The organism is Aureimonas pseudogalii, from assembly GCF_014196835.1.
Lineage (GTDB): Bacteria > Pseudomonadota > Alphaproteobacteria > Rhizobiales > Rhizobiaceae > Aureimonas > Aureimonas pseudogalii.
The window spans coordinates 238,362-256,275 of record NZ_JACIEK010000002.1 but is presented as its reverse complement, the minus strand read 5'-3'; the positions used below and the strand labels follow the sequence as shown (position 1 = coordinate 256,275).

Genomic DNA, 17,914 nt, shown 5'->3' with positions numbered 1-17,914 from the left:
CGAGCGGTGGGATTAGCACGCGGTTCGGTCGTGAAGACGACACATCCCATGGTGCGCGACTTTGTCGCGTCGGTGAGCCTTCGCGCGCGGCGGCGTCAGTGGGCTTCGTCCCAGTTCGCGGCCGCCCGCGCATCAACGACGAGCGGCACCGCGAGTTCCACCACCGGGTCGGCGGCCCGCTCCATCACGCGGCGGACCACGGGGATCGTCGCCTCGACCTCGTCGTCGGGCACCTCGAACACGAGCTCGTCGTGCACCTGCAGCAGCATGCGAGCCGACAGGCGCTCGGCCGCGAGCGCCTCCTCCATGCGCACCATGGCGCGGCGGATGATGTCGGCGGCCGAGCCCTGGATCGGGGCGTTGATCGCGGCGCGCTCCACCGCGGCGCGCACCTGCGGATTGGAGGAACCGATGTCGGGATAGTGCGCGCGCCGGCCGAACAGCGTCTCGACATGGCCGGTGCGCCGGCAGAACAGCTTCACCCGGTCCATGTAGTCGCGGATGCCGGGGAAGCGCTCGAAATAGCGCTTGATGTAGGCGCCCGCCTCCTCGCGCGGGATGGAGAGCTGCGCGGCGAGGCCGAAGGCGGAGATGCCGTAGACGATGCCGAAGTTGATCGCCTTGGCGCGGCGGCGCACGTCGGACGGCATGCCCTCGACCGGCACCCCGAACATCTCGGACGCCGTCATCGCGTGGATGTCGATGCCCTGGCGGAAGGCTTCCGTCAGCTGCGGGATCTCGGCCATGTGGGCCAGCAGCCGCAGTTCGATCTGGCTGTAGTCGGCCGAGAGCAGCTTGTGGCCGGCGGGCGCCACGAAGGCGGTGCGGATGGCGCGGCCCTCTTCGGTGCGCACGGGAATGTTCTGGAGGTTGGGCTCCGACGAGGAGAGGCGCCCCGTGGTGGTGGAGGCCATGGAATAGGAGGTGTGGATGCGATCCTCGGCATCCATGTAGGTCGGCAGCGCGTCGGTGTAGGTGCCCTTGAGCTTGGTGAGCTGGCGCCAGTCGACGATGCGGCGCGGCAGGTCGTGGCCCTCGGCGGCGAGGTCTTCGAGCAGCCGCGCGTCGGTGGCCCATTGCCCGGTCTTGGTCTTCTTGCCCCCCGGAAGCCCCAGCTTGCCGAAGAGGATCTCGCCGAGCTGCTTGGGGCTGCCGACGTTGAAGGGCTCGCCGGCGAGGATGTGGATGTCGGCCTCGAGGCCGGCCGCCTTCTGCGCGAAGCGGCCGGAGAGGCGCGACAGGATCTGCCGGTCGGTGCGGATGCCTCGCTCCTCCATGCGCGCCAGCACCGGCACGAGCGGACGCTCCAGCCGCTCGTAGACATGGGCGAGGCCCTCGGCCGCGAGGCGCGGCTTCAGCACGCGCCAGAGCCGCAGCGTCACGTCGGCGTCCTCGGCGGCGTATTCGCTCACCCGCTCGATCGCGACGGCCGCGATCGGCTTCAGCGTCCGGCCGGAGCCGCAGAGCTCCTTGAAGGAGATCGGCTTGTGCCCGAGGAAGCGCTCCGACAATTCGTCCATGCCGTGGCCCTCCAGCGAGGAGGAGGCGTCGAGCACGTAGGAGATCAGCATCGTGTCGTCGAGCGGCGCGGTCTCGACCCCATGGCGGCGCATCACGAGATAGTCGTACTTGGCGTTCTGCGCGACCTTGAGGATCGCGGGGTCCTCGAGCAGGGGCTTCAGGAGATCGAGCACGGTGCCGAGCGGGATCTGCGCGCCGACGCCTTCCCGCGCCGCCTCGTCCGACAGGAGATCGCCGCCGCCCTCGCCGACATGGGCGATCGGCACGTAGGCCGCCTCGCCGGGCGCCACCGCCAGCGACAGGCCGACGAGATCGGCGCGCATCGCGTCGAGCGACGTCGTCTCGACGTCGAAGGCGACGACGCCCGTCTCGCGTGCCCGCGCGATCCAGTGTTCGAGGCGCGCCTCGTCGCGCACCGTCTCGTAGGTGGAGCGATCCACCGGCGTCGCGGCTTCCGCCTGCAGCCGCTCGGCGGCATGCGCGGCCGGGGTCATGGCGAGATGCGAGCCGGTCTTCTCCCCGCCCGGCGTGCCGCCGGGATCGAGGTCGGGGCCGCGCGCCGGGGCGGTGACGTCGACCTGCGCCGCCTCGACGGCCGAGGCGTCGGTGCCGAGCTTGGCGGTGACGCGCCGCGTCAGCGAGGTGAATTCCATCGCCTTGAGGAAGGCCACTAGCTTCTCGCCGTCGGGTTCGTGGATGAAGAGATCGTCGAGCCCGACCTCGAGCGGCGTGTGCTGATCGAGCGTGACGAGGCGCTTCGACAGGCGGGCCTGCTCGGCATGGGCGAGGATGCTTTCGCGGCGCTTGGCCTGCTTGATCTCGCCGGCGTTCTCCAGAAGGTTTTCCAGCGTCCCGTAGGCGCCCAGAAGGTCGGCGGCGGTCTTCGGCCCGATGCCGGGCACGCCCGGCACGTTGTCGGAGCTGTCGCCGACGAGCGCCTGCAGGTCGATCATCTTCTCGGGGTAGACGCCGAACTTCTCGAACACCTCCTGCGGGCCGAGGCGTTTGTCCTTCATCTGGTCGTAGAGGATGACGCCGGGGCCGACGAGCTGCATCAGGTCCTTGTCGGACGAGACGATGGTGACGTCGCCGCCGGCCTCCACCGCGAGGCGCGTGTAGGTGGCGATGAGATCGTCGGCTTCGAAGCCCTGCTTCTCGACGCAGGGCAGATCGAAGGCGCGCACCGCCTCGCGGATCACCGCGAACTGCGGCACGAGGTCTTCGGGCGGCGCCTGCCGGTTGGCCTTGTACTGGTCGTACAGCGCATTGCGGAAGGTCGTGGAGGAATGGTCGAAGATCACGGCGAAATGCGTCGGCGCGACGCCGACCGAGGTCTCGCGCGATTCCTCCACCAGCTTCCACAGCATGTTGCAGAAGCCCGACACGGCGCCGATCGGCAGCCCGTCGGACTTGCGCGTCAGCGGCGGCAGCGCATGATAGGCTCGGAAGATGTACGCCGAGCCGTCGACGAGGAAGAGGTGGTCGCCCTTTTGCATGGCGCCCGTGGTATCGCGCGGGCGAGCCCGAGTCCATCGATCCTCGGGGCGGGGCCCGACACCGAGCGAGGGGTTCTGCCACCGAGATCGCCCGAGACGGCCGTGAACTTTCGAGGCGAGCGCGGCGCTGGCTCCGAGGTCGATCGCGGCCTGGAAGCACAAGCGGACCGACATGACAAATGTTTAAGGTTGATTATCACGCGGATGTGATCGCACTCGCTTGAACCGAATGCGAGGGAAGCGCATTTGATGATCAACGGCGCAGATAAGCGTCGCCTTCGGCCCAGAGCTCGTCCCCCGCTTTGCAGCCGAACGTGAGCGGATCGTCCCATCCCCCCTCTCGGGGCCTCCGCTCGATCAGAAGGAGCCGTCGCGACAACCCCCCTCCAGTCAGCGACGGCTCTTCTTCTGCGTCTCCCCTCCCTTCCGACACATCTCGATCGTTCCCGTTACGCGGAAATTGAACTCCGCTTGCGCTTCGATCGTCGTTCCAGCCGGCGTGGTACGGCTCTTATGCATTAATCTCCGTAACCGCGCACCGCTTTGCCTTCGCGACCTTGCCGCGTTATGCCCGTCGCCATCCGGCGGCGCTCCTCGGGGGGCGCCCGCCTGCCCCGACGGAGCGCCCCATGGCCGATCTCGACAGCGTCCTCGCCCGCCTCGACCTCCATCTCGACCGCTCGGTCGAGCGGTTGCAGGATCTCCTGCGCATTCCCTCGATCTCCACCGACCCCGCCTTCGCGCCGGACTGCCGGCGCGCCGCCGAGTGGCTGGCCGGCGATCTCTCGGCGGTCGGCTTCGAGGCGCGCGTCGCCGAGACCACGGGCCATCCGATGGTGGTCGCCCACCGCCGCGGGCCGGAGGGCAGCCCGCACGTCCTCTTCTACGGCCATTACGACGTGCAGCCGGTGGACCCCCTCGCGCTCTGGGACACCGATCCCTTCGATCCGCAGGTGAAGGCGATGCCCGACGGCACGAAGCGTCTCGTCGGGCGCGGCACCGCGGACGACAAGGGCCAGCTGATGACCTTCGTCGAGGCCTGCCGCGCCTTCATCGCCGAGACGGGATCGCTGCCCTGCACGGTCACGATCTTCCTCGAAGGCGAGGAAGAGTCGGGTTCGCCCTCGCTCCTGCCCTTCCTCGACGCGCATCGTGAGGAGCTCTCGGCCGACGTCGCGCTGATCTGCGACACCAACATGTGGGACCGCGACACGCCCGCCATCTCCACCGGCCTTCGCGGACTGGTGGGCGAACAGGTGACCATCAAGGCGGCCTCGATGGATCTCCATTCGGGCTATTTCGGCGGCGCGGCCGCCAACCCGATCCATGTCCTGGCCAAGATCATCGCCGATCTCCACGACGAGACGGGCCGCGTCACGCTGCCCGGTTTCTATGACGGCGTGCCCGAGCTGCCGGCCGAGGTGAAGGCGGTGTGGGACCGGCTGGACTTCTCGGAAGAGGCGTTCCTCGGCTCGGTCGGGCTCTCGGTGCCGGCGGGCGAGAAGGGCCGCTCGGTGCTGGAACAGACGTGGTCGCGCCCCACCGCCGAGGTCAACGGCATCGAGGGCGGCTACACCGGCAAGGGCTTCAAGACGGTGATCGCGGCCGAGGCGCATGCCAAGATTTCGTTCCGCCTCGTCTTCGACCAGGACCCGGCGGCCATCCGCGCCGCCTTCCGCGCCTTCGTCACGGAGCGCCTGCCGGCCGACTGCACGGCCGAGTTCCACGAGCACGGCGGCTCTCCGGCGATCCAGCTGCCCTTCGACAGCCCGGTGCTCGAGACCGCGCGCGAGGCGCTGTCGGCGGAATGGCCCAAGCCCGCCGTGATGATCGGCATGGGCGGCTCGATCCCCGTGGTCGGCGAGTTCAAGCGCCGCCTCGACATGCCCTCGCTCCTCATCGGCTTCGGCCTCGGCGACGACCGCATCCACTCGCCGAACGAGAAGTACGAGCTCGCCTCCTTCGCCAAGGGCCAGCGCTCCTGGGCCCGGGTGCTGGCGGCGCTGGGCGAGCGCGGGGCGGGTTGACCGGGATTAGATGTCGGTACAAATATGGCGAGGATCACCTTCGACCCGTCCAAGCGCGAGCGCACCCTTCGAGAGCGCGGCATCGACTTCGCGCTGGCGGAGGTCGTCTTCGCCGGCCGAACCTTCGATCAGGAAGACGACCGGCATGATTATGGCGAGGTCCGCATCATCACCGTCGGCCGTCTCGACGGCCGGATGATGGTGGTGGTGTGGACGCCGCGAGACGGGGCTCGCCACGTCATCTCGATGAGGAAAGCCAATGAGCGAGAACAGGCTCGATACGCCGTCCGACTGGATTGACCCAGACGATGCGCCCGAGTTGACGGACGAATGGTTCGACCGCGCCGATCTCCACGAGAACGGCGTGCTCATCCGGCGCGGGCGCCCGCCCGCCGAGCATCCGAAGGCGCGCGTCACGCTGCGGCTCGACGCCGAGGTGGCCGCGGCGCTGCGGGCCTCCGGCAAGGGCTGGCAGACGCGGGTGAACCAGGCGCTGAAGGACTGGCTCGCCAAGGGCGCGGCGTAAGGCGGCCCCTCCGGCGCAAAGGCCCCCGCCCGCACCGGTCCTTCGGCCGACGCGGGGAGGGGCCGACCGCCTATTCGATGCGCGCGCCCGAGGCCTCGATCACCGGGCGCCAGCGGGCGATCTCCTTCGTCACGTGCGCGGCGAGTTCTTCGGGCGTGCCGCCCACGGTGGTGGCGCCGACCTCGGCGAGCCGCGCCTTCACCTTGGGGTCGGCGACCGCCTCGTTCGCCGCCGCGTTCAGCCGCGCGATCACTGCCGGAGGCGTGCCGGCCGGCGCGAAGAAGGCGTTCCAGGTGTTGGTCTCGTAGCCGGGAACCCCCGCCTCCTCCATCGTCGGCACGTCCGGGAAGTTGGCGGCACGCGTCTTGGTGGTCACCGCGAGCGCCCGCAGCGCGCCGGAGCGGATGAACTCGGTGGACGAGGGCAGGTTGTCGAAGTTGATCGGCACCGCGCCCGACACCGCGTCGACCAGCGCCGGCCCCGAGCCCTGGTAGGGCACGTGCACCATGTCGACCCCGGCCATCGACTTGAAGAGTTCGCCCGAGAGATGCAGCGGCGTGCCGTTGCCCGAAGACGAATAGATCTCCTCGCCCGGCTTCTCCTTCAGCCGCGCGATCAGGTCCTTCACGTCCTTGGCCGGATAGTCCTTGTTGACGGTGAGGACGTTCGGCACGGTGACGAGGAGCGCGATCGGCGCGAAGTCCTTTTCGGGATCGAAGGGGGGCTTGGCGTAGAGCGAGGCGACGAGCGCGTGGGTCGCGATCGTGCCCATCAGGATCGTGTAGCCGTCGGGCGCCGCCTGTTTCACGAAGCTCGCGCCGAGATTGCCGCCCGCCCCGCCCTTGTTGTCGACGAGCACCTGCTGGCCGAGCGACTCGCTCATGCGCTGGGCGAGCGTGCGCGCCACGAGATCGGTGGAGCCGCCGGCCGCGAAGGGTACCACGAGCGTCACCGGCTTGGCGGGATAGTCCTGTGCGAAGGAACTCGCCGCGCCGAGCGCCAGCATCGTGCCGGCCAGCGCGCCGGCGATGAGGGTCCGTCGTTTCACCATCGTGGTTCTCCCGAAGCGATGCCCTCCCGGCACCGTCCGCCACCCTAGCGAGGCGGCCCGCCGCCGCAATCGCGCGAAGCGGGTGATCACCGAGGCGTGATGGGTCGCCATCGATCGGTTACCGACGGGTTTCGTGCCCAACGGGCAACAGCGGCGCTTCCGAGTGCCGCGCTGCGGGGCCTCGGCGATTGAATGTTGCCCCACCCTTCCGACAATGGTGCACAAGACACCATGACATTCCTTCCGGAGCCTGCCGCCGTGACCACGCGCACCGCCCTTCTCGTCGCCGCCCTTCTGGGCTCGACCGCCGTTCCCGCGCTTGCCGCCGACGCGGTCGCCACCGTCGACACGAGCGAGGTCGCCATCGTCAACAATGCCGATCTCATCATCGAGCTCGGCGGCGGCGTCTCCACGCAGCCCGCCTACGAGGGCGCCAGCGACTACATCGTCTCCGGCTACCCGATCTTCGCGCTGCAGTATCTCAACATCCCCGGCCTCGGCGCCATCGGCTCGCCGAACGAGAGCTACGGCGGCTTCAAGATCTCGCCGTCATTCCGCTTCATCGACAAGCGCAACGCCGCCGACTATCCGGAGCTCTTCGGCACCCGCGCGCTCGACGAGACCTACCAGCTCGGCCTTCGCGCCGGCTACGAATTCCCGGTCTACGAGACCTTCAGCGCCGAGATCTACGGCGAGGCGCGCTATGCGTTCGGCGAGGCCGAGGGCTTCGTCGGCGGCGCCGGCGTCGACTTCATCTCCCGCCCCAACGAGCAGTGGACGCTGAAGCTCGGCCCGCGCACCACCTTCGCCTCGGCCGAGTACATGAGCACCTACTTCTCGGTGACGCCGATCGAGAGCCTCGCCTCCTTCGGCCGCCTCTCGCCCTACGACGCGGGCTCGGGCTTCAAGTCGGTGGGCGCCGCGGCGTCCGCGCGCTACGAGTTCCGCCCGGACTGGTTCCTCAACGCCAACGCCGCCTACGAGCGGATGATCGGTGACGCCGAGGATTCCCCGATCGTGAAGATCGGCAAGGAAGACCAGTTCTTCGCCGGCATCGGCCTGTCGAAGCGCTTCTCGCTCGACCTCTTCTAAGCGACGCGTCGCTCGTTCTCGAAAGCCCGGGTGCCGTAAGGCGCCCGGGCTTTTTCGCGTGCGGCCTCGGCCGGGCGCGCCACATGCCCCCTGTGACGGAACTGTCTCGCACGCGATCCATTGCCTCCGGGACCAAGCCCTTCGAAGGAGCCACGCGGCATGACCATCCTCACGACGAAAGACGGCGTCGATCTCTATTACAAGGACTGGGGCCAAGGCCGCCCGATCGTCCTCATCCACGGCTGGCCGCTCAATGCCGACATGTGGGACTACCAGGCCGACAAGCTGGTGGACCAAGGCTTCCGCGTCGTCTCCTACGACCGGCGCGGCTTCGGCCGCTCGTCGCAGCCCGGCACCGGCTACGACTACGACACGTTCGCCGACGATCTGGCGGCGTTGCTCGAGCACCTCGATCTCGACAACGCAGTCCTCGTCGGCTTCTCGATGGGCGGCGGCGAGGTCGCTCGCTACATGTCGCGCCACGGCGGCAAGCGCGTCGGCAAGGCCGTGCTCGTCTCGGCGGTGACGCCATACCTCCTGAAGGACGAGAGCAACCCGGACGGCGTCGACGGTTCCGTCTTCGACGGCTTCATCGCCGATCTCGAAAAGGACCGGCCGGCCTTCCTCGCCTCCTTCGGCAAGCAGTTCTACGGCGTCGGGCTCCTGAACTTCTCGATCTCGTCGGACTATCTCGCCTGGACGCAGAACCTCGCGCTGCAGGCCTCGCTGCGCTCCACGATCGCCTGCGTGAAGGCGTTCTCCACCACCGACTTCCGCGCCGACATGAAGGCCTTCACCGTGCCGACGCTGGTGATTCACGGCACGAAGGACGCCACCGTGCCCTTCGAGGTTTCCGGCGAGAAGGCGGCCAAGCTCATCGCCGGCGCACATCTCAAGACCTATGAGGGGGCGCCCCACGGCCTGCACCACACCGAGCAGGAGCGCCTGACCACCGATCTCGCCGCCTTCGCGCGCGTCTGACCTCGGCCGCCTAAGCGATCCGGGCCGGTGCCTTCGAGGCGCCGGCCCCTCCTGGATGGTCGTCCCTTTCCATCGTTCATGCCTTGGCAGGCTTCCTTAACGCCCCGTTAAATCGCCGCATTTAAACTTCAGTCCACGAAGCCGAATCCTCGTGTCGCATAGCCTGCGCTCGACGGACCGCGGCGACGCGGGAAGGCTCGGAGGCTCCGGTACCGGCGACATGCGCGCGCCGCACCCTATCTTCGGCAAGCGACGACAGGACGAGGGCATCACGCATGGCGGCCAAGCGACGGGACGACAGGATCGAGCCGACCTTCGGTGCCGCGCGTGGCGGCGACGAGAGCGAGATCCGCGTCTCCGCCGACGACCGCGCCGTCATTCCCTCGACCGCAGCCGCACGATCCTCCCGCACCCGCCGCGAACGCGAGATCGAAGGCTCGGCGACGCGCCGCGGCGATCCACCGATCTCGCGCGACCTCGGCAGCGGGCGCACGCGGCGCGGCGGGGGCGGGGGCGGTTCCGGCGGCAACGACAATGCCGGCGGCGGCTTCTTCGGGCGTCGGCGCAAGCGCCGCTCGCTTTTCGGCCATCTCGTTCGCCTCTGCGTGCTCCTCGCGCTCTGGGGCGGTATCGCGGGCGCGGCGGTGATCGGCTATTTCGCGGTGAAGCTGCCGCAGGAGGCCTGGGCGATCCCCGCGCGCCCGCCCAACGTCAAGATCGTCTCGGTCACCGGCGATCTCTTGGCCGACCGCGGCACCACCGGCGGCGAGGCCGTGGCGCTCGACCGGATGAGCCCCTACCTGCCGCAGGCGGTGATGGCGATCGAGGACCGGCGCTTCTACTCGCACTGGGGCGTCGATCCCGTCGGCATCGTGCGCGCGCTTTCCGAGAACGTGGCGGCGGGCGAAACCGTGCAGGGCGGCTCGACGCTGACCCAGCAGCTCGCCAAGAACATCTTTCTGACGCCCGACCAGACCTTGCAACGCAAGGTGCAGGAGGCGATCCTGGCGCTCTGGCTGGAGCACAAGTTCACCAAGGACCAGATTCTCGAAATGTACCTCAACCGGGTGTATTTCGGATCGGGCGCCACAGGCGTGCAGGCTGCCGCACGGCGCTATTTCGACAAGAACGCCGACGAGCTGTCGCTGGTCGAGGCCGCGACGCTCGCCGGCGTCCTGAAGGCCCCCTCGCGCCTCTCGCCGGTGCGCGATCCCGCCGCCGCACGTTCGCGCGCCGAGGTGGTGCTGCAGGCGATGGAGGACGAGGGCTTCATCACGCAGGGCGAGTTCGACGCCGCCAAGGCCGAGAAGCCGACCAAGGCCCGGTCCTTCTGGACCGGCCCCGAGCACTACGCCGCCGACATGGTGATGCGCGACCTGCCGGTGCTCGTCGGCGACATCAAGGAGGACGTGGTGGTCTCCACCACGATCGACCTCGGCCTCGAGAGAGAGGCCCAGCAGGCCATCGCCGCCACGATCGACAAGGCGACGCAGAACGTCAGCCAGGGTGCGCTTGTCTCGATCGACGGCACCGGCGCCATCCGCGCCATCGTCGGCGGGCGCGACTACGCGACCTCGCAGTTCAACCGCGCCTCCGAGGCCAAGCGGCAGCCAGGCTCGGCCTTCAAGCCCTTCGTCTACGAGACGGCGCTGGAGTTCGGCGTGCGGCCCGAAACGATCGTCGACGACGCGCCGATCCGCATCGGCAACTGGACGCCCTCGAACTACGACAACCGCTTCCGCGGGCCCGTGACGGTGGCCGACGCGGTGATGAAGTCGCTGAACACCGTGGCAGCCAAGCTCACCGCCGAGGTCGGCCCGGCCGCCGTGATCGAGACCGCCAAGCGCTTCGGCATCACCTCGCCGCTGGTCGACAACGCCTCGCTGGCGCTCGGCACGTCCGAGGTCTCGCTGCTGGAGTTGACCGGCGCCTACGCGCCCTTCGCCAATGGCGGCTATCTCGCGACCCCGCATCTCGTGAACAAGGTGACGACGGTGTCGGGGCAGGTGCTCTACGAGCGTCCCGCCGAGGTGCCGCCGGTGATCGTCACCGCCGACATCGTGGGCATGATGAACGCCATGCTGACGCGCGTCGTCACCTCCGGCACCGGCCGGCGCGCGGCGCTGCCGGGCTGGCAGGTGGCGGGCAAGAGCGGCACCACGCAGGATTTCAAGGACGCCTGGTTCGTCGGCTACACCGCCAACCTCACCACCGGCGTCTGGCTCGGCAACGACAACGGCAAGCCGATGCGTCAGGTCACCGGCGGCTCGCTGCCGGCCGACGCCTGGAAGACCTTCATGGTCGCCGCGCACGAGGGCCTGCCGGCGACCCCGCTGCCGGGCAACTACAAGATCGGCGATCCCGCCAACTTGCCGGTCGCCTCCGGCTACGGCGGGCAGATTGTCGGCTACGACGCCTCGGGCAATCCCGTCTACGAAAACACCGAGCTGCCGGCCGGCGGCAGCGACCCCTATGGCCAGCCTCTTCCGGGCCTTCCTGCGCAGGAGCCCGGCGCGCTCCCGCCGCAGGACGGCATCGCTTCGGTGGTGCCGGGACAGGACGACCGCCCGGCCGTGCGCGAGGCCGCACCGCCGCGCGGCGAGCCCGGCTACGCCTCGCGCGAGGAGCCGCCGATGCGCCGCATCTACCGCGACGCGCCGGACGCCCGCGAGCCTCTGCCGGCGGATCGCGGCGAGCCCGATCGCAGCGATCCCTATGGGCAGGACGACCCGTACGGCGACGACGCCTATGGCGGCCCGCCGCCCGAATACGGCTACGGCGAGCCCGCTCGCATGCGTCCGCCCGCCGATCTCGGGCCTCCGCGCGTGGTGCGCCGCGGCGATCTCCCGCCCGATGCCGTGCTCGAGGGCCGCGCCATTCCCGTGCGCCCCGAGGATCTGCCGCCGGACGCCGTGCTGGAGGGCCCGGCGCCGGGCGGGCGCGAAAGCGACCGCTCGCTGTTCCGGGGTCTCTTCGGCAACTGACCTCGAAAACACCCATATCGAAAACCAAGAAGGCCGCGAACCCGATCCGGGTTCGCGGCCTTTTTCCATGCAGTCTGCGACGAGCGGTCGAGGATCAGACGAGGCCCTGCTTGCCCGCCTCGTCCTTGGCGCCGTCGGTGGCGGCCTTCACGACCGAAGACACCTTGTCGGCGATCGTCTCGCCCTCTCCGCCTTTCGCCACGAGACCCTTGTCCTCGGCTTGCGCGCTCGCCGCCTCGTAGGCCTTTCCGGCCACGGTCTGCGCCTTGTCCAGCGTGTCGAGGCCGTAATCGAGCGCGTCGTCGCGCAGCTTGTCACGCGTCTCGCCGAGCCATTCGTCCTCGGCGCGGGTCGAGGGCAGGGCCGCGCCGATCGCCGCGCCGATGGCGATCGCCACCGCGCCGAGCACCAGCGGCTCGTCCTGCAGCGTCTCGAAGAAGCTGCGCTTGGCCTGCCGGCCATAGGCCGCGACCCGGTCGCCCGCTTCGGCGGCCGTGCGATAGCCCGCCTGCCCCGCGCGGCTCACCGCGTCACCCGCGCTCTCGGTGAGGTGGCTGGCGCCGCTGGCGACGCTGGACGCGGCGCCCGACACCGCATCCGCGACGCTGGAGGCGGCATCCGACACCGCGTTGCCGGCGGTGGAGGCGGCCGACGAGACGGTGCTGCCGACGCTCGACGCCGCCGATCCGACGGAGCCCGCGGCACCCGATGCCACGTCGCGCGCCCGCTGCGTCACGCCGGGCGATGTGGACGACGACGCACCGGCCCATCCGCCGATGTCGGCCCGGCCCGCGCTGCCGCCGCCGACGATACCCGCGCTGCGGCTGGCGAGCGGTCCCTCGAAGCGATTGTCGCGATCATCCTGTGCCCAATGATCGGGCGATGCGTCATGCGAACGGCCGCGCGGCGAGATGCTGCCGAAGCTCGCGGGACGGCTGTCGCGCACGCCCTGGCCGAGCAGCAGCCAGGCCGCGCCGGCGCCGATCAGACCAAGCGCCAGCGGATTGTCGCGGACCTGCCGGTTGAGGTTCTGCACCATCTCGGCGCCCTGGCCGGAGCGGACGTAGCTCGCGACCTCGTCGACGATCTGGCCCGGCGAGAACTTCTCCTTCAGGCTGTCGAGAGTCTGGTCGAGCGAGGACCGGCGCTGTTCGGCCTCCTGGGCGAGGCGTTCGGTTTCCGTGCTCATCGTGTCTGATCCTTTACCAACCGGCCGTCCTTCTGCAACTGCTCGACCGTGCGGTCGGGCGTCAGGCTGACGGTTTCGAGTTCCTTCTTGCCCTTGGCAAGCAGCGCGACGCCCACGAGCGCGATCGCCACGCCGACGATGAGCGCCGACCAGCCTGCGCCGACGACGTGAGCGAGCGCGATGACCAGCGCCTGCGCCAGCACGATCAGCGCCACGAGCAGGCAGATCGCCCCCGCCGCGATCGATCCGCCGCCGATCTGGACTTGTGTGATCTTGTCGGAGATCTCGGCGCGGATCAGCTTGCCTTCGGTGCGGAAAAGCTCCGTCGTCTCACGCAGCACGTCGCCGATGAGATCGGGCACGGAACGTGCCTCGCGGGGTTCAACGCTCATCGAGAGGTCCCTTTCCGAAGGTCGAGGTCGAGGTGAGCCCGACCATGCCGGTGGTGCCCGACGTACCGGACGCCCCCATTTCAGAGCCGCTCGGACGGATCGTCGAAGTGCCGCCGACGCCGACCGATGCCGGATGGGCGGCGGGGGAATTGGCGCGGGCGGCCTCGAAGCCCGAACTTCCCGCGCGCGACGGCACCGATGCCTCGTGATCGCTATGGTTCAACCCGTCGCTCGGAATGCTGCCGGAGCGGGCGCGCTGCGAGGCGCCGGTGGGCACGGCGTCGCGCAGGCGCGCGGCGTCGGAATGGTCCGACGAGGCCCGCGCGAAGCGGCCGAGCGCGATGCCCGCCAGCGTAGCGCCGACGAGAAAGGCGGCGGGCTGGCGGCGGGCGAAGCCGGCCAGCGACTGCGTGACCTCGCCGACGCTCTTGCCCTTCAGCGCGCCGGATGCCTGCTCGAGACCGGACGCGGCCTCGCGCACCAGCTGCGCGGCCATCGACTGGTCGCGCTCGCCCAGCTCGTCCGAGGCCTTGCGGATCGCGGCGGTGAAGTCGTCGAGGCTGGAGGCGGCGGCCGAGATTCCGGTCTCGGCCTTGGCTTCCGCGCTCTCGCGCACGCCGGAGGCGAGCGATGCGGCCTGGTCGCGGATCGAGCCGGCGGCCTGAGAGGCCGCGTCCCTTGCGGACGTGCCCTCGCGGTCGAGCGTACGGGCCGCGGCGTCACGATCCGCGTTCCAGCGGTCGGCGCCGCTGGCGGGGTCTTGCGTGTTGGACATGGGGGGGCTCCTTGAGATCAGCGAAGGCCGAGAAGCGACAGGACGAAGAGGACGACGACAACGAGGCCGATGAGATAGATGATGCTGCGCATGACGTGCCTTCCGGTTCTCGGGGTGTTCGGGCCGTCCCGCCTGTAACGTTCGGCCGACTTGCTATCCCTGGCTCAACACGCCGCCGCCCCGTGCGTTCCGACGAAAGGAGAGGGTTCGAGCGGCTTTTTTCGCCGGAGCTCCCCGCATCCGCGAGGCTCGAACGGGCGTTCCGCACGAGGCGGACGAGGACGTCTTGCGCCCCCGAAACCCCGTTCATATATAGCCTCCAGCCTCGCCGGTCGGGTTCTGCATCCCTGCCGGCGACCCACCCATTCTTAAGGTGCCGCTTGCCGGAACGCCTCGTGCGAGGGTCCGGGCGGCGCGCTCAACAAGGAGAGACAGACATGGCGAAGGTGATCGGTATCGACCTTGGCACCACCAATTCCTGCGTCGCCGTCATGGACGGCAAGACGGCCAAGGTGATCGAGAACGCCGAGGGTGCCCGCACCACGCCGTCGATGGTGGCCTTTTCCGAGGACGGCGAGCGCCTCGTCGGCCAGCCGGCCAAGCGCCAGGCGGTGACCAATCCCGAGAACACGCTGTTCGCCGTGAAGCGCCTCATCGGCCGCCGCCACGACGACCCGGCCGTGACGAAGGACAAGAACCTTGTCCCCTACAAGATCGTCAACGCCTCGAACGGCGACGCCTGGGTCGAGGCGCACGGCGAGAAGTACTCGCCCTCGCAGATCTCCGCGATGATCCTGCAGAAGATGAAGGAGACGGCAGAGGCCTATCTCGGCGAGAAGGTCGAGAAGGCGGTGATCACCGTTCCCGCCTACTTTAACGACGCCCAGCGCCAGGCGACCAAGGACGCCGGCAAGATCGCCGGCCTCGACGTGCTGCGCATCATCAACGAGCCGACCGCCGCTGCCCTCGCCTACGGTCTCGACAAGAGCGAAGGCAAGACGATCGCGGTCTACGATCTCGGCGGCGGCACGTTCGACGTCTCGGTGCTCGAGATCGGCGACGGCGTCTTCGAGGTGAAGTCCACCAATGGCGACACGTTCCTCGGCGGCGAGGACTTCGACATGCGCCTCGTCGACTACCTCGCGTCCGAGTTCAAGAAGGACCAGGGCATCGACCTGAAGAACGACAAGCTCGCGCTTCAGCGTCTGAAGGAGGCCGCCGAGAAGGCCAAGATCGAGCTGTCCTCGGCCTCGCAGACCGAGATCAACCTGCCCTTCATCACTGCCGACGCGTCGGGCCCCAAGCACCTGACGATGAAGCTCACCCGCTCGAAGTTCGAGGCGTTGGTGGACGAGCTCGTGCAGCGCACGGTCGGCCCCTGCAAGTCGGCGCTGAAGGATGCCGGCCTCACCGCGGCCGACATCGACGAGGTCGTGCTGGTCGGCGGCATGAGCCGCATGCCGAAGGTGCAGGAAGTCGTGAAGCAGCTCTTCGGGAAGGAGCCCCACAAGGGCGTCAACCCCGACGAGGTCGTGGCGATGGGCGCCGCCATCCAGGCCGGCGTGCTCCAGGGCGACGTCAAGGACGTGCTGCTCCTCGACGTGACCCCGCTGTCGCTCGGCATCGAGACGCTCGGCGGCGTGTTCACGCGCCTCATCGACCGCAACACGACGATCCCGACGAAGAAGAGCCAGGTCTTCTCCACCGCCGAGGACTCGCAGAACGCCGTGACCATCCAGGTCTTCCAGGGCGAGCGCGAGATGGCGCAGGACAACAAGTCGCTCGGGCGCTTCAACCTCGAGGGCATTCCGCCGGCACCGCGCGGCGTGCCGCAGATCGAGGTCACCTTCGACATCGACGCCAACGGCATCGTCAACGTGTCGGCCAAGGACAAGGGCACCAACAAGGAGCAGCGGATCACGATCCAGGCTTCGGGCGGCCTGTCGGATGCCGACATCGACAAGATGGTGAAGGAAGCCGAGGCGAACGCCGACAGCGACAAGAAGCGCCGCGCCGGCGTCGAGGCCAAGAACCACGCCGAGTCGCTCGTCCATTCGGCCGAGAAGTCGGTGAAGGACTACGGCGACAAGGTCTCGGCCGAGGATCGGAAATCGATCGAGGACGCGATCGCCGACCTGCGTGCCGAGCTCGACAAGTCCGAGGCCGACGCCGAGGTGATCAAGACCAAGTCCGACCGCCTTGCCGAGGTGTCGATGAAGCTCGGCCAGGCCATGTACGACGCGGCGCAGTCCGGCGACGCCGGCGAGAGCGAGCCGACTTCGGCCAAGGCCGAGAACGACGACGTCGTCGACGCCGACTTCGAGGAAGTGCAGGACGACGGCCGCAAGAAGTCGGCCTGATCGTTCACGTCCTATCGCGATGACGAGAAGCCCCGGCCGGATCGGCTGGGGCTTTTTCGTGTCCGGCGCCTTGCGGCGGGCAATGAAGGGCGCGCGTTCGAGGCCGTGGCGCATCGGCACGGGACGACGGATGCGAAGGCCGCTCGCGGACGACAGCGCAGGCGTCCGGCGCTTTTGCGCCGCGTCATCCTATGGTAACGCGGGCCGCCAGCCCCTACATGCGGCGAAAGGCCCGCCGCGCAGGCAGGCTGCGGCTCGGCTTGCTCATGGGCGGCCGGCTTGGCGAATTCGAGGCGGCTGGCCCGGTGCCCGCCGTTCCCCTGTCAGACGATGAGAACGGTGAAACGGTGTCCGTGAAGGTCGACTACTACGAGACGCTCGGCGTCGCCAGAGGTTGCGACGACAAGGTTCTGAAGGCCGCGTTCCGCAAGCTCGCCATGCAGTATCACCCAGACAAGAACCCTGGCGACGACGCCGCCGAGGTCAAGTTCAAGGAGATCGGCGAGGCCTACGAGGTGCTCAAGGATCCCCAGAAGCGCTCGGCCTACGACCGGTTCGGCCATGCCGCCTTCCAGAACGGCCAGGGCGGCGCCGGCTTCAAGGGCGACTTCGCCTCCTCGATGGCCGACATCTTCGACGACATCTTCGGCGAGATGATGGGCGGCCAGCGCCAGGGCGGCGCGGGGGGAGGCGGGCGGCGCGCCGGCGGCCAGTCCGGCCGCGAGCGCGGCTCCGATCTTCGCTACAACATGGAGATCAGCCTCGACGAGGCCTTCGCCGGCAAGACCGCCGAGATCGGCGTTCCCACCACCATCCAGTGCGACGTCTGCAACGGCACGGGCGCCAAGACCGGCACCGCGCCGAAGGCCTGCCCGACCTGCGGCGGCATCGGGCGCGTTCGTGCCGCGCAGGGCTTCTTTTCGATCGAGCGCACCTGCCCCACCTGCCAGGGTCGTGGCGAGATCATCGCCGACCCCTGCGGCAAGTGCGGTGGCGACGGCCGTCTGCCGGAAGAGCGCAACCTCTCGGTCTCGATCCCGGCCGGCATTGAGGACGGCACCCGCATCCGGCTCGCCGGCGAAGGAGAGGCGGGCCTGCGCGGCGGCCCGGCGGGCGATCTCTACATCTTCCTGTCGGTGAAGCCGCACGAGTTCTTCCAGCGCGACGGCGCCGATCTCTTCTGCAAGGTGCCGGTGTCGATGACGACCGCCGCGCTCGGCGGCACGTTCGAGGTGACGACGCTCGACGGGCAGAAGTCGCGGGTCAAGGTTCCCGAGGGCACCCAGTTCGGCAAGCAGTTCCGCGTCAAGGGCAAGGGCATGCCGGTGCTGCGCTCGGCGCAGACGGGCGATCTCTTCATCCAGATCTCCATCGAAACGCCGCAAAGCCTCTCGCGGCGCCAGCGCGAGCTGCTCGAAGAGTTCGAGGACATCTCGTCGTCGGAGAACTCGCCGCAATCCACCGGCTTCTTCGCGCGCATGAAGGACTTCTTCGAGGGCTTGAGCGAGTAGCCTTTCGTT

At 69.0% G+C, this 17,914-nt stretch carries 13 protein-coding genes; 8 read left to right on the top strand and 5 right to left on the bottom strand.

Annotated features, from left to right (window positions below; translation table 11 throughout):
• Positions 1 to 95 precede the first annotated feature (95 nt).
• The gene (polA, locus tag GGR04_RS07745) at positions 96 to 3,017 is read right to left on the bottom strand and encodes a DNA polymerase I (protein ID WP_183199269.1); all 2,922 of its coding nucleotides are present in this window, start codon (positions 3,015 to 3,017) and stop codon (positions 96 to 98) included.
• 629 nt (positions 3,018 to 3,646) lie between these two features.
• On the opposite strand from polA, the gene GGR04_RS07740 reads away from it, so the two are divergent.
• Genes GGR04_RS07740 through GGR04_RS07730 form a run of 3 tightly spaced genes read left to right on the top strand, consistent with a single transcriptional unit; the run spans position 3,647 to position 5,570 of the window.
• Positions 3,647 to 5,044 (top strand): dipeptidase, encoded by a 1,398-nt coding sequence (locus tag GGR04_RS07740; protein WP_183199268.1) that lies wholly within the window; start codon positions 3,647 to 3,649, stop codon positions 5,042 to 5,044.
• A gap of 24 nt (positions 5,045 to 5,068) precedes the next feature.
• On the top strand, positions 5,069 to 5,344 hold the full coding sequence (locus GGR04_RS07735) for a BrnT family toxin (RefSeq protein ID WP_183199267.1): 276 nt from the start codon (positions 5,069 to 5,071) through the stop codon (positions 5,342 to 5,344).
• Positions 5,304 to 5,570 carry a BrnA antitoxin family protein gene (locus GGR04_RS07730; RefSeq protein WP_183199266.1) on the top strand — a complete coding sequence of 89 codons (267 nt, stop codon included), beginning with the start codon at positions 5,304 to 5,306 and terminating at the stop codon, positions 5,568 to 5,570. Before GGR04_RS07735 ends, GGR04_RS07730 begins: the two co-directional genes overlap by 41 nt.
• Before the next feature lie 70 nt (positions 5,571 to 5,640).
• Here the strand turns inward: GGR04_RS07730 and GGR04_RS07725 are convergent, their stop codons facing one another.
• Entirely contained in the window at positions 5,641 to 6,621 is a 981-nt protein-coding gene (locus GGR04_RS07725; RefSeq protein ID WP_183199265.1) for a Bug family tripartite tricarboxylate transporter substrate binding protein, read from the bottom strand.
• Positions 6,622 to 6,852: 231 nt separating this feature from the next.
• Here GGR04_RS07725 and GGR04_RS07720 point away from each other — a divergent pair, with 231 nt between their 5' ends.
• The 3 genes from GGR04_RS07720 (at position 6,853) to GGR04_RS07710 (ending at position 11,678) form a co-directional block, all read left to right on the top strand.
• Positions 6,853 to 7,713 carry a MipA/OmpV family protein gene (locus GGR04_RS07720; RefSeq protein ID WP_183199264.1) on the top strand — a complete coding sequence of 287 codons (861 nt, stop codon included), beginning with the start codon at positions 6,853 to 6,855 and terminating at the stop codon, positions 7,711 to 7,713.
• 159 nt (positions 7,714 to 7,872) lie between these two features.
• Positions 7,873 to 8,694 carry an alpha/beta fold hydrolase gene (locus GGR04_RS07715; RefSeq protein ID WP_183199263.1) on the top strand — a complete coding sequence of 274 codons (822 nt, stop codon included), beginning with the start codon at positions 7,873 to 7,875 and terminating at the stop codon, positions 8,692 to 8,694.
• A gap of 275 nt (positions 8,695 to 8,969) precedes the next feature.
• A complete protein-coding gene (locus tag GGR04_RS07710; RefSeq protein ID WP_183199262.1) occupies positions 8,970 to 11,678 on the top strand; it encodes a transglycosylase domain-containing protein in 2,709 nt (902 codons plus the stop codon).
• Between the two features lie 94 nt (positions 11,679 to 11,772).
• Here GGR04_RS07710 and GGR04_RS07705 read toward each other — a convergent pair whose 3' ends face one another.
• From GGR04_RS07705 to GGR04_RS07695, 3 genes are read right to left on the bottom strand one after another with little or no spacing between them, the layout of a single operon-like run.
• Positions 11,773 to 12,867 (bottom strand): DUF3618 domain-containing protein, encoded by a 1,095-nt coding sequence (locus GGR04_RS07705; protein ID WP_183199261.1) that lies wholly within the window; start codon positions 12,865 to 12,867, stop codon positions 11,773 to 11,775.
• The gene (locus tag GGR04_RS07700) at positions 12,864 to 13,259 is read right to left on the bottom strand and encodes a phage holin family protein (protein WP_183199260.1); all 396 of its coding nucleotides are present in this window, start codon (positions 13,257 to 13,259) and stop codon (positions 12,864 to 12,866) included. Before GGR04_RS07700 ends, GGR04_RS07705 begins: the two co-directional genes overlap by 4 nt.
• The gene (locus GGR04_RS07695) at positions 13,249 to 14,034 is read right to left on the bottom strand and encodes a hypothetical protein (RefSeq protein WP_183199259.1); all 786 of its coding nucleotides are present in this window, start codon (positions 14,032 to 14,034) and stop codon (positions 13,249 to 13,251) included. The genes GGR04_RS07700 and GGR04_RS07695 overlap by 11 nt, the downstream gene beginning before the upstream one ends.
• Before the next feature lie 437 nt (positions 14,035 to 14,471).
• Here GGR04_RS07695 and dnaK point away from each other — a divergent pair, with 437 nt between their 5' ends.
• Both dnaK and dnaJ read left to right on the top strand, forming a co-directional pair.
• A complete protein-coding gene (dnaK, locus tag GGR04_RS07690) occupies positions 14,472 to 16,394 on the top strand; it encodes a molecular chaperone DnaK (protein ID WP_183199258.1) in 1,923 nt (640 codons plus the stop codon).
• Positions 16,395 to 16,747: 353 nt separating this feature from the next.
• Complete coding sequence (gene dnaJ, locus GGR04_RS07685; RefSeq protein WP_183199401.1) at positions 16,748 to 17,905, top strand: molecular chaperone DnaJ; 1,158 nt, start codon at positions 16,748 to 16,750, stop codon at positions 17,903 to 17,905.
• Positions 17,906 to 17,914: the final 9 nt, after the last annotated feature.